The organism is Pseudomonas sp. GW821-FHT04C07, from assembly GCF_059420325.1.
Map to the genome: position 1 here is coordinate 151,188 of NZ_JBWKTM010000003.1, position 11,841 is coordinate 163,028.

At 58.6% G+C, this 11,841-nt stretch carries 9 protein-coding genes and 1 pseudogene; 3 read left to right on the forward strand and 7 right to left on the reverse strand.

Annotated elements, in window-relative coordinates; genetic code table 11:
- The first annotated feature begins 1 nt into the window (after nucleotide 1).
- Together ftsZ and lpxC are read left to right on the forward strand one after the other, a co-directional pair.
- Entirely contained in the window at nucleotides 2–1,189 is a 1,188-nt protein-coding gene (gene ftsZ, locus AC07UI_RS07420) for a cell division protein FtsZ (RefSeq protein WP_489073363.1), read from the forward strand.
- A gap of 112 nt (nucleotides 1,190–1,301) precedes the next feature.
- Nucleotides 1,302–2,213 (forward strand): UDP-3-O-acyl-N-acetylglucosamine deacetylase, encoded by a 912-nt coding sequence (lpxC, locus tag AC07UI_RS07425; RefSeq protein ID WP_494991870.1) that lies wholly within the window; start codon nucleotides 1,302–1,304, stop codon nucleotides 2,211–2,213.
- Between the two features lie 206 nt (nucleotides 2,214–2,419).
- Here lpxC and AC07UI_RS07430 read toward each other — a convergent pair whose 3' ends face one another.
- The 7 genes and pseudogenes from AC07UI_RS07430 to AC07UI_RS07460 all read right to left on the reverse strand — a co-directional run bounded on the left by AC07UI_RS07430 (nucleotide 2,420) and on the right by AC07UI_RS07460 (nucleotide 11,284).
- Nucleotides 2,420–3,913, reverse strand: a complete 1,494-nt coding sequence (locus AC07UI_RS07430) for a diguanylate cyclase (RefSeq protein ID WP_494991871.1) — start codon at nucleotides 3,911–3,913, stop codon at nucleotides 2,420–2,422.
- A gap of 148 nt (nucleotides 3,914–4,061) precedes the next feature.
- Nucleotides 4,062–4,154, reverse strand: a pseudogene (locus AC07UI_RS07435) (hypothetical protein); the annotation flags it as partial.
- Nucleotides 4,155–4,493: 339 nt separating this feature from the next.
- Nucleotides 4,494–4,718 carry a hypothetical protein gene (locus tag AC07UI_RS07440; RefSeq protein WP_494991872.1) on the reverse strand — a complete coding sequence of 75 codons (225 nt, stop codon included), beginning with the start codon at nucleotides 4,716–4,718 and terminating at the stop codon, nucleotides 4,494–4,496.
- Between the two features lie 266 nt (nucleotides 4,719–4,984).
- A complete protein-coding gene (locus tag AC07UI_RS07445) occupies nucleotides 4,985–6,349 on the reverse strand; it encodes a heavy metal sensor histidine kinase (protein ID WP_494991873.1) in 1,365 nt (454 codons plus the stop codon).
- Nucleotides 6,339–7,013 (reverse strand): heavy metal response regulator transcription factor, encoded by a 675-nt coding sequence (locus tag AC07UI_RS07450; protein WP_494991874.1) that lies wholly within the window; start codon nucleotides 7,011–7,013, stop codon nucleotides 6,339–6,341. Before AC07UI_RS07450 ends, AC07UI_RS07445 begins: the two co-directional genes overlap by 11 nt.
- A gap of 9 nt (nucleotides 7,014–7,022) precedes the next feature.
- Nucleotides 7,023–10,118, reverse strand: coding sequence for a multidrug efflux RND transporter permease subunit (locus tag AC07UI_RS07455; RefSeq protein ID WP_494991875.1), 3,096 nt, complete (start codon nucleotides 10,116–10,118; stop codon nucleotides 7,023–7,025).
- Nucleotides 10,115–11,284, reverse strand: coding sequence for an efflux RND transporter periplasmic adaptor subunit (locus AC07UI_RS07460; RefSeq protein ID WP_494991876.1), 1,170 nt, complete (start codon nucleotides 11,282–11,284; stop codon nucleotides 10,115–10,117). The genes AC07UI_RS07455 and AC07UI_RS07460 overlap by 4 nt, the downstream gene beginning before the upstream one ends.
- A gap of 227 nt (nucleotides 11,285–11,511) precedes the next feature.
- Between AC07UI_RS07460 and AC07UI_RS07465 the strand changes: the two genes are divergently transcribed.
- The gene (locus tag AC07UI_RS07465) at nucleotides 11,512–11,769 is read left to right on the forward strand and encodes a hypothetical protein (RefSeq protein WP_494991877.1); all 258 of its coding nucleotides are present in this window, start codon (nucleotides 11,512–11,514) and stop codon (nucleotides 11,767–11,769) included.
- Nucleotides 11,770–11,841 lie beyond the last annotated feature (72 nt).

Below are 11,841 nucleotides of genomic sequence, written 5' to 3' on the forward strand. Positions count from 1 at the left end.
AATGTTCGAACTCGTAGACAACATCCCCGCAAGCCCGGTTATTAAAGTTATCGGTGTTGGCGGAGGCGGCGGCAACGCTGTCAATCACATGGTCAAGAGCAACATTGAAGGCGTTGAATTCATTTGCGCCAACACTGATGCCCAGGCGCTGAAGAGCATCGGCGCGCGGACCATCCTGCAACTGGGCACCGGCGTGACCAAAGGTCTGGGCGCTGGCGCCAATCCGGAAGTGGGCCGTCAGGCCGCTCTGGAAGACCGTGAGCGTATTGCCGAAGTGCTGCAGGGCACTAACATGGTGTTCATCACCACGGGCATGGGTGGCGGTACTGGTACCGGTGCTGCGCCGATCATCGCCGAAGTGGCCAAGGAAATGGGCATCCTCACCGTTGCGGTGGTGACGCGTCCGTTCCCGTTCGAAGGTCGCAAGCGCATGCAGATCGCCGATGAAGGCATCCGCCTGCTGTCGGAAAGCGTCGACTCGTTGATCACCATTCCCAACGAGAAACTGCTGACAATCCTCGGTAAAGACGCGAGCCTTCTGTCGGCTTTCGCCAAGGCTGACGATGTACTGGCCGGTGCCGTTCGCGGTATCTCCGACATCATCAAGCGCCCAGGCATGATCAACGTCGACTTTGCCGACGTGCGTACCGTGATGAGCGAAATGGGCATGGCGATGATGGGCACTGGCTGCGCCAGCGGTCCGAACCGTGCACGTGAAGCGACTGAAGCGGCGATCCGCAACCCGTTGCTCGAAGACGTGAACCTGCAAGGTGCACGCGGCATCCTGGTAAACATCACCGCCGGTCCCGACCTGTCTCTGGGTGAGTACTCGGACGTTGGTAGCATCATTGAAGCCTTCGCTTCCGAGCATGCAATGGTCAAGGTCGGTACTGTTATCGATCCCGACATGCGCGACGAGCTGCACGTGACTGTGGTTGCCACAGGTCTGGGTGCTAAAATCGAGAAGCCTGTAAAGGTCATCGACAATACCGTTCATACCTCCATGGCCGCTCAATCGCCAGCACCTTCGCGTCAGGAAATGCCGTCGGTGAACTACCGCGATCTGGACCGTCCAACCGTGATGCGCAACCAGGCTCAGGCCAGTGCTGCGACCGCGGCGAAGATGAATCCGCAGGATGATCTGGACTATCTGGACATCCCGGCATTCCTGCGTCGCCAGGCCGATTGATGGAATGTATCAGGGGTATTAGGGTGATTGGTGTTCAGCAAAGGCCTGGTCTGCTATTATCGCCAGCCTTTGTTGATACCAGTTCGCAATTTGCGCTGAAGCGGCCCAAGCCATGATTAAACAACGCACCCTGAAAAATATTATCCGTGCCACAGGTGTAGGTCTGCACTCCGGGGAGAAGGTATACCTGACCCTCAAGCCTGCACCTGTAGACACCGGCATTGTGTTTTGTCGTGCCGACCTGGACCCTGTGGTGCAGATTCCTGCTCGCGCGGAAAATGTTGGTGAAACCACTATGTCGACCACACTGGTCAACGGTGACACCAAAGTGGACACGGTGGAGCACTTGCTCTCGGCCATGGCTGGCCTGGGCATCGATAACGCCTACGTCGAGCTCTCCGCGTCCGAAGTCCCGATCATGGATGGTAGCGCTGGACCCTTCGTATTCCTGATTCAATCTGCCGGCCTGGAAGAACAGGACGCAGCCAAGAAGTTCATCCGCATCCTGCGTGAAGTGACAGTGGAAGACGGCGACAAGCGCGCCACTTTCGTCCCTTTCGAAGGCTTCAAAGTGAGCTTCGAGATCGATTTCGATCATCCGGTGTTCCGTGACCGCACTCAAAGTGCCAGCGTGGATTTTTCCAGCACTTCGTTCGTAAAAGAAGTCAGCCGCGCCCGGACCTTTGGTTTCATGAGTGATATCGAGTACCTGCGCAAGCACAACCTCGCACTCGGCGGTAGCGTTGAAAACGCCATCGTGGTCGACGCGGATGGTGTACTGAACGAAGACGGCCTTCGCTATGAAGACGAATTCGTGAAGCACAAGATCCTCGATGCAATTGGTGACCTCTACCTGCTGGGCAACAGCCTGATAGGTGAGTTCCGCGGCTTCAAGTCGGGGCATGCACTGAACAACCAGCTTCTGCGCAAATTGATTGAGCAGAAAGATGCCTGGGAAGTCGTGACCTTCGAAGATGCCAGCACTGCACCGATCTCTTACATGCGTCCCGTTGCGGCAGTGTAAGTAACACTCTCTTTCTTTAGTTTTTAAAGGCTGCCTTCGGGTGGCCTTTTTTTATGTCCGTAGGAGCGAGGCTTGCCCGCGATGGCGGCAAATCTGACACTCCGCGTCATCGTTCATCGCGAGCAAGCTCGGCTCCTACAGGTGTCCGCGTTTCCTTGCAGGCGCGAGGCTTGCCCTGGATGGGGCCGCTATTCGCAACGTGGATGTCAGCCTGTAACCACCCGATTTCGCCCACTGTATTTGGCCTGATAGAGCGCTGTGTCGGCAGCGAACAGCAGTGTCTCCAGGCTTTCCCCGGGCTCTCCCGACCAAGTGCCCAGGCCGATGCTCACGGTGATTGGCAAATTGTCGCCATTGATCGGTGCAAGCACTTCGACGGCGGCGCGGATGTTCTCGGCAATGCGCAACGCGCCAAGGGTATCGGTTTCGGCCAGGACCACGGCAAACTCCTCGCCGCCATAACGGGCGACAAGGTCCGCCGGGCGACGGATATGCTCGCTGATCACACTGGCGACCGTGCGCAGCGCCTCGTCACCGACCTGATGGCCGTGCCGGTCGTTGAAGGCCTTGAAATGATCCGCGTCGATCATCAGTATCGACAATGGCTTGCCCGAACGCTGTGCGTGAACCCATTCACGGTTGAGTACCTGATCCAGTGTTCTGCGGTTGGCCACACCGGTCAGTGCATCGGTTGCGGCCAATTGCGCCAGTTCCTGCTCGGCGTTGTGGCGCAGACGCAGCTCGCGGCACAGCAGCCAGGTCAGCCAGAGCAGGCCGATACAAAGCACGCCGGTGGCGCTGCTGATCAGTATTGTGGTGCGCTTCCATGAAGCAAGTACCTCATCGGTCGAGAGTGCTACCACGACGATTAATGGCAGTTTGCCAACCCGGGAGAAGGTGTACAGCCGCTGTCGGTGATCGAGGCTCGAGACACTGTTAAAGCTGCCATTGCCTTCTCGCAGAATGCGCATGAAGTTTGGTCGGTTACTGAAGTCCTTGCCGATCAGGTCATCGGCCAGGGGCGGCTCCTGGGCCAGCAGGACGCCGTCAGTGCTGATCAGATTGACCGAACTGTCACGATCGATACGCAAACTCCTGAACAGATGATTGAAGTAGCTCAGGCGCATGGCCGCTTGGGCGACACCGAGAAATTCGCCCTGTTGGGATGAAATGCGTCGACTGAAGCTGATGAGCCAGTCGTGATTGGCGCGTCTGGCCCTGAACGGCCGGCTGATAAACATTCCAGGGGCGGGATTGTTTACATGGGACTGAAAGTATTCACGGTCGGCGAAGTTACCCGTTCGAGGTTCAACTGAGGCCGAGTCGGCGAGGACGTCGCCGTGTTGATCGAGTAACAGAATGTCGCCTTTATGGGGGGCGGCAGTTGCTCGATCGAACATCGCCAGATGACGTATTTGCGGGGAAGCCGTCCTGAGGTCGGTACGCTGCGAAGCGGCAATCAATCCCAGCAAGGACAGGTCATAGAGCTCGACATTGCGCAGCACGTCGGCGTCGATCAACTGCACAATGTTGGAGGCAGCACGAGCTGCGGCTAACTCGGCACTACGGTGTTCGCGGATCAGCAGAAAGGTCACGATGCTCAGAATGGCAATCACAGTCAGCGAACTGCCGAGAATCAGGATCCACTCCGACCGGCTGACGGGGGGCGGGCGCGGGGATGTTGCACTGCTCACACTCATGGTTCTGACTTCTGCTGTCTGGGCGGTAATGAAGTTGTTGCGAGGGAAGCGGGCAGAGTGACAGAGACCTGTTGCGCCTATGGCGCATGTATAAATCCCGGGCATAAAAAAGGCCAGCAAAACGTGCTGGCCTTTTGCTTATATGAGCTTAGAACACATTCAACGGGTAATCGACGATCACTCGGTAATCGTCGACATCGCGCTTCCGGTGCCTGGCGTTCTTACCGTCGGCGCTGTACCAGGTCTTGAGCATCGAGCTTGAAGCAGGAACCTTCAACGAAGTCTTCGGTTGAGTCGTTTGCTGCATAGGCGTTTGGGGCGATCGTTACAGCAAGTGCAATGAACAGAGGGCTGAATTTGAATGCACGACTCACGTGAAGTAGAACGCCTTTGATCAATAATGGCCGTTGTTATTTTTTGCACCTGTATAAATACGGCGGGTGTTTCTCAAGAAAAAACCAGGCAGGTTGGTGTTTATACACAGCAAAAAAAAAAGCCGCTGATAGCAGCGGCTTTGAAGACAACTTCTCAGGAGAAAGAGCCCAGAGAAGTGTCGAGGGAAACAGAGCGATGGTGCTGATCAGCTGTCTTTCTCAACCTGTGGTTGCGCCTGATTGGCTGACGTTTGCCGGGATTGCTCAGGGTTTTGCGCCTTGGCAGTCAACTCGGCCTGGGACTTTTCGAAGGCATTGGCGCGTGCGGCATTTTGCGCAATGAATGCTGGAGACTCTTTGGCCATGGCGAAGGGTGACAGGAATAAAAAAGACAAAACGAAAGCGCTGGCAATACCCATGGCGTTGGACATCTTGAAGACCTTCTTGCAGAGCAAGTGTTAGTGAGTGCGGCAAAAGTAACGGTCTTCAAGGTCGGGAAAAAGAGCGGATTGCATAAAGGACTGTTGCCTTTACAGTAATAGTCAGGAGCCTGATCGTTCCCACGCTCTTGATCGTTCCCACGCTCCGCGTGGGAATGCGGCCCGTGACGCTCCGCGTCACAATCGAAGCGGACGCGGAGCGTCCAGTGAGGCATTCCCACGCGGAGCGTGGGAACGATCGCAACGATCATCAGGGGCTAAATCGGCAGGTAAATACCGAATGTATTCATTCCGTCATTGCTGCGCACAAACACATCACCGCCGTGCATCAACGCAATGGCCTTGACGATGGCCAGTCCCAATCCATGGTTGGCGCCGCTGTTGCTGCGCGAGGCATCGACCCGGTAGAAGCGTTCAAACAACCGCGACAGGTGTTCGCTGGCGATAGCCTTGCCGGGGTTGGCGACACCGATGGCAACCTGGTGTTCTTGCACCTCGATCTGTACACGGATGACTTGTCCGGGGGCGGTGTGTTGCACGGCATTGTTCAGCAGATTGATCAGCGCCCGACGCAGATGGGCTTTTTCGATTTGCACGTTGGCGTCGCCGCTGACTTCGACTTTCACCTGAGCGTCTTCGAGAATGAAGTCCAGATAATCCAGAGTCGTCGCGACTTCATCGGCCAGTGACGTCGGGGTGAGTTTGGTGGCTTTGCTGCCTTGGTCGGCGCTGGCCAGAAACAGCATGTCATTGATGATTGACCTCAGTCTCTCAAGCTCTTCAAGGTTCGATTGCAGGACTTCGAAGTAGTGCTCGGCCGAACGCCCGCGAGTCAGTGCGACCTGGGTCTGGCCAATCAGGTTGGTCAGGGGCGAGCGTAACTCGTGGGCCACATCGGCGTTGAACGACTCAAGGCGTGAATAGGCTTGCTCGACCCGTTCCAGTGTCGAGTTGAAGGCGCTGACGAATTGATTGAGTTCCGGCGGCAACGGTGACAGTTGCAGGCGTCCGGACAGCAACGGCGGCGCTAGACGTTGAGCTTCCTGGGACAACTTTATCAATGGCTTCAGACCGATCCGTGCGACCCAATAGCCCAAGACCGAGGCCAGTAACACACCGACGATGGCCAGGCTGATCAGGGCGATCAGCAAGTGATGCTGGGTCTGGGAGAAGGTCTCGGTGTCGATGCCGATCAGAAAGCGCAGCGGTGGTTGCTGGTCCTTGGCCGGGAGTTGGCTGACCAACACTTTCAGCGGATAAGGATGGTCCGGCAAGGTCAAGTCACGCATGCCCAAAGGTCCTTGGGCAAAGGCGCGAATTTGTGCGTCCGGGGCGCCATATTCATAGCTGGCATCACCGCTGACCACCCAGAAACGGATGCGTTTGTCTTCTTCGCCGAGCAGCTTGAGCTTGGCGTTGATCTTCACCCAGTGTTCGGGTGTGCCATCGCGGTTGAGGGCCGATTCGAGCACGCTGTAGCGCGCAACCAGTTCGGCTTCGGGCAGCAGGCCCAGGCCTTTGTCGACTTGTTGATAGAGCGCCCAGCCAATCAGCAGGAACACCAGCAAAGCCACCAGGGTGAACATGCCGCTCAGACGTAACGCAATGGAGTTAGACACCACGGCTCTCCAGCACATACCCCATGCCGCGAATGGTGTGCAGCAGTTTCTCTTCGAACGGTCCGTCGAGCTTGGCCCGCAGGCGTTTGATCGCCACTTCGACGACATTCGCATCGCTGTCGAAATTGATGTCCCAGACCATTTCGGCAATAGCGGTTTTCGAGAGGATTTCACCCTGACGCCGGGCCAGCACGCTGAGCAGCGAAAACTCCTTGGCGGTCAGGTCCAGGCGCGTGCCGGCCCGGCTGGCCTTGCGGCTGATCAAATCTATCCACAGGTCGGCGATGCTGATCTGCACCGGCTCATGACCGCCGCTGCGGCGGGTCAATGCCTGTAAACGCGCCACAAGTTCGAGAAAGGAAAAGGGTTTGCCGAGGTAGTCATCGGCGCCGTCGCGCAGGCCCTTGATCCGGTCTTCGACGCGCTCGCGGGCGGTGAGCATGATCACCGGGGTTTGCTTGCGCGCACGCAGCGCACGCAGCACGCCAAAACCATCGAGGCCGGGTAGCATTACATCGAGCACGATCACCGCGTAATCGCTTTCCAGCGCCAGGTGCAGACCTTCGACGCCGTCCCGGGCCAGGTCCACGGTGTAGCCTTGTTCGGTCAAACCGCGATGCAGGTAATCCGCGGTTTTGTCTTCGTCTTCGATAATCAGAACGCGCATGACCCCGCCTCAGTCAGTGGTCGCCAGCACTGGGGCTGGTTTGGGCCGATGGAATAGCCGCTCAAGCCACAAGTATATGACCGGTGTGGTGAACAACGTCAGCGCCTGACTCACCAGCAGTCCGCCAACCACGGCGATCCCCAGCGGCTGGCGCAGTTCGGCGCCGGTGCCATAGCCGAGCATTAGCGGCAGGGCACCGAGCAGCGCGGCGAGGGTGGTCATGATGATTGGCCGGAACCGGATCAGACAGGCCTGGTAGATGGCCTCTTGCGGCGCTAGCCCACCTTTGCGTTGGGCTTCGAGGGCAAAGTCGATCATCAGGATGCCGTTTTTCTTGACGATCCCGATCAGCAGCACCAGGCCGATCAACGCCATGACCGAGAAGTCCTGGCCCCAGATCCACAGCATCAGCAGGGCGCCAAGGCCGGCCGAGGGCAAGGTCGAGATGATCGTCAGTGGATGCACAAAGCTCTCATAGAGCACGCCGAGAATGATGTAGACCGCCACCAGCGCCGCGAGAATCAGCCATGGCTGGCTGGCCAGCGAGCTTTGGAACGCCTGGGCTGCGCCCTGGAAATTGCCAATGATCGAGGCGGGCACACCGATCTCGTTCTTCGCCTGGTTGAGCATGATCACCGCATCGCCCAACGCCACGCCGGGGGCGAGGTTGAATGACAAGTTGGCGGCCGGGAACATCCCGTCATGGGCAATGGACAGCGGCCCGACGGTGGGCGGATCGACCTTGGCCAGCGCCGACAACGGGACCATCTGGCCACTGAGGGGCGAACGCAGGTAGAAGTAATTCAGGCTTTCGGCCTTGCCGCGCTGCTTGGCGTCGAGTTCGAGGATCACGTTGTATTGGTTGGTCTCGGTCTGGTATTCGTTGACCTGACGCTGGCCAAACGCATCGTAAAGCGCTTGGTCGACATCGCTGGCATTCAGGCCAAAACGCGCTGCCGCGCTGCGGTCGATGCTGATGTGGGTAATGCTGCCGCCCAGTTGCAAGTCGTTGGAAATGTCACGGAACGCCGGGTTGGTTCGCAGTTTTTCCGTCAGACGCTGGGTCCAGGTATTCAGGGTTGGTCCATCGTTGCTCTTGAGCACGTATTGGTATTGGCTGCGACTCGGCCCAGAGCTGAGGTTGATATCCTGGCCGGCCCGCAGATAGAGGACGATCCCCGGAACCTTGGCCAGTTGCGCACGGATCCGGTCGATGAACTGGCTGGCGCTGACGTCGCGTTGACTGCGGTCTTTCAAGGCGATCCAGAAGCGGCCGTTGGCGATGGTCTGGTTGCTGCCGGTCACGCCCACGGAATGGGAGAACGATTGAACCGCCGGGTCCGCGTTGACGATTTTCGCCAGCGCCAGGTGTTTGGCCACCATGTCCGGGTAGGACACATCGGCCGCCGCTTCACTGGTCCCGAGCACGAAACCGGTGTCCTGCACCGGAAAGAAACCTTTGGGAATGATCACGTAACCGACGATCGCCATGGCGAACGTCAGGCCGAAAATCCCGAGCATCAGCCGTTGGTGGGCGAGGGCGCGCCGCAGGCCTTTTTCGTAGAGCGCCAGCAGTCGTTCGCCGAAGCCGGGTTTGGTATGGGCATTGTGTCCCGGGGCTCGCATGAACAGTGCGGCCAGGGTTGGTGCCAGGGTCAACGACACCACCACCGAAATCAAAATGGTCGAGGTCGCGGTCAGGGCGAACTCCTTGAACAGCCGTCCGACCACACCACCCATGAACAGCAACGGGATAAACGCCGCCACCAGCGAGAAGCTGATGGAGACCACCGTAAATCCGATCTCGCCGGCGCCCTTGATTGCAGCCTCGCGCATGCCGTCACCGGCCTCGAGGTGACGGTGAATGTTCTCCACCACAACGATCGCATCGTCCACCACAAAACCCACGGAGATCACGATCGCCACCAGGGTCAGGTTGTTCAGGCTGAAACCCATCGCGTACATCAGCGCTAAACTGGCGATCAGTGACACGCCAAGCACGCTGGAAACAATCATCGTCGCCGACCACTGGCGCAGGAACAGCGCCATCACCGCGATCACCAGAAACACAGCAATCAGCAGGGTGATTTCCACCTCATGCAACGAGGCGCGGATGGTCCTGGTCCGGTCCGAGAGTACGGTCACTTGCACCGTGGCCGGGAGCATCGCTTGCAGGCGCGGCAGTTCAGCCTGGATGCGGTCGACGGTCCCGACGATGTTGGCGCCGGGCTGACGGAAGATCACCAGGTTCAACCCTGGTTGATCACCGGACCAGGCCTGAACATAGGCGTTTTCCGAGCCATTGATCACCCGCGCGACATCTTTGAGGTGGACCGGTGCACCGTCCTTGTAGGAGACGATCAACTGCCCATACTCCTCGGGGTGAAACAACTGGTCGTTGGTCGACAGCGTGGAAATGCTCGACGGGCCGTATAGCGCACCCTTGGCCAGATTCAAGCTAGCCTGCTGCAGGGCTACCCGGATATCGGCCAGGGTCAGACCGACGGCCGCCAGTCTGTCCGGCGCGACCTGGACGCGGATGGCCGGGCGTTGCTGGCCAGTGACGTAGATCTGGCCGACACCGTCGATCTGGCTGAGCTGCCGCGCCAGCAGGGTTTCCACATAGTCGCTGAGTTCGGTGCCGGGCATCTGCGTCGAGCTGATAGCGAGGATCAGAACCGGGCTGTCGGCCGGGTTGAGTTTCCTCCAGGTCGGCAGGCTCGGTATGTCTTTGGGCAGCTTGCCGGAGGCGGTGTTGATCGCCGCCTGAACTTCCTGGGCTGCGGTGTCGATGCTTTTGTTGAGGGTAAATTGTAGCGTCAGGTTGGTAGAGCCCAAGGCACTGCTGGAGGTCATTTGGGTCATGCCGGGGATGGCGCTGAACTGTACTTCCAGTGGCGTGGCCACTGAGGAGGCCATGGTGTCCGGGCTGGCACCGGGCAACTGCGCAGTGACCTGGATGGTCGGAAACTCCGCTTCCGGCAACGGCGCGATGGGCAGTCGCGGGAAGGCGATCAGCCCCAGCAGCACCAGCGCAAAGGTCAGCAGAAGGGTAGAGACCGGGTGATCGATGCACCAGGCCGAAACCGAGCCATGGCCCTTCATGGTTGCAGCTCCGATTTCGCGGTTTGAATGACCGGTGTCGGCTCATTGAGTACCTCGATCCTGGAACCTGCCTTGAGCCGCGACTGGCCGTCGCTCACCAGCACATCACCGGGCTGCACACCCTTGATGATGTTCAGGTCACTGCCCTGATAAACCATCTGCACCGGCACCACTTCCACTTCGTCGGCTTTGACCCGATAGACGAAATACTGATCGAGCCCGCGTTGCACCACGGATGGCGGCACTACCAAGGCATCTTTGTCGAGGGCGGTCTGGATCTTGATGGTCACCAATTGCCCTGGCCAGAGCTTTTGCCCGGCGTTACTGAATTCGGCCTTGGCGCGAATGGTCCCGGTGTTGGTGTTGATCTGGTTGTCGATCAGGGTCATATGGCCTTCACCGAGCAAGTCGCCGGTTACACCATCGGTGTCGGCGCCAAGATAGGCGTTGACCTGGGTTTGGGTCTGGGCGCCGATCAGTCTTTGCAGGGTCGGCAGCATCTGTTGCGGCAGGGAGAACTCGACGGCGATCGGGTCGATCTGGGTCACTGAGAACAAGCCTTGGGTATCGCTCATGCGCAGAAAGTTGCCTTCATCGACGGAGCGAATGCCAACTCGACCGGTCACCGGAGAGTGAATTTGGGTGTAGGACAGTTGGACTTGCGCAGCGTCAATGGCCGCCTGATTGCCTTGCGCGGTGGCTTTCAACTGGTTCACCAGCGCCAGTTGCTGATCGTAGGTCTGCCTGGAGACGCCATCATCGACGCTTAGCAGTTTGTATCGCTTGAGATTGACCTCGGCCACTTGCAGCTGCGCCTGGTTTTGCCCCTGCTGAGCGCGGGCCTGATCGAGGCTGGCGCGAATCGAGCGATCGTCGAGGGTGGCCAGCAGATCACCGGTTTTTACCAGCTGGCCTTCCTTGACCCACAGTTTGGTCAGGATGCCATCGATCTGCGGCCGGATGATTACGCTGTGCAACGACAACACTGAGCCGATGCTGCTGACATAGCGTGGCACGTCCTTCTGCTCGACGCTGATCACCCGCACTGGAATCACGGTCGGCGCCGCCGGTTTGGCGGTGGTCGGCCCGGTCACAAACCAGGTGGCCATTGCGGCCAAGGCAATCAGCAATCCTGCGATCAACACCGTTTTTTTTTGAATACGCATGCTTGTAGGACGCCAGAGCAAAGTGGTCGAGGGATTTGGCCAGTATCAATGGCTTACTTATAGTCCTCAAACCCGGTCAGCAAAATGACTGCTAACTGACAACGCTGTCAGTAATGGCTGACCATTCGCGCGGTGCGCAGGTTAAAGATCGCAGTCGCACAGGTATACTGCCGGCTTCTGCGGCCCGTCACCCCGGCCAGATCCATTTTTACACCCTTGGAGCTTTCATGACTTCCCGTAAACAACCGCCTGCTGCTGACGTCCAGAGCGAGGAACAGGCTGACCTGCAAAACAGCGTCGACTCCAGCGCAGACACCGAAGACAAAGCCGCAATCCCAGCGTTCAAGTTCCCGTTCAAGCCGGGCGAGCTTGCCGCGGCGAAGAATGCCAGCCAGCCTTGGTATAAAAACGGTGCCAAGAACGGCCACACCAAGACTCCGGGCGCAGCGCCTCCCGGCACCCGTCGCTCGATGGGCAAGCGCTGAGTCATTGATCCGGATGGATCGTTGGATCGTTCCCACGCTCCTGCGTGGGAATGCCTCACTGGACGCTCCGCG

Coding starts and splice junctions, on each gene's coding strand:
- ftsZ (WP_489073363.1), top strand. CDS start 2: ATGTTCGAACTCGTAGACAACATCCCCGCAAGCCCGGTTATTAAAGTT.
- lpxC (WP_494991870.1), top strand. CDS start 1,302: ATGATTAAACAACGCACCCTGAAAAATATTATCCGTGCCACAGGTGTA.
- AC07UI_RS07430 (WP_494991871.1), bottom strand. CDS start 3,913: ATGAGTGTGAGCAGTGCAACATCCCCGCGCCCGCCCCCCGTCAGCCGG.
- AC07UI_RS07440 (WP_494991872.1), bottom strand. CDS start 4,718: ATGTCCAACGCCATGGGTATTGCCAGCGCTTTCGTTTTGTCTTTTTTA.
- AC07UI_RS07450 (WP_494991874.1), bottom strand. CDS start 7,013: ATGCGCGTTCTGATTATCGAAGACGAAGACAAAACCGCGGATTACCTG.
- AC07UI_RS07455 (WP_494991875.1), bottom strand. CDS start 10,118: ATGAAGGGCCATGGCTCGGTTTCGGCCTGGTGCATCGATCACCCGGTC.
- AC07UI_RS07460 (WP_494991876.1), bottom strand. CDS start 11,284: ATGCGTATTCAAAAAAAAACGGTGTTGATCGCAGGATTGCTGATTGCC.
- AC07UI_RS07465 (WP_494991877.1), top strand. CDS start 11,512: ATGACTTCCCGTAAACAACCGCCTGCTGCTGACGTCCAGAGCGAGGAA.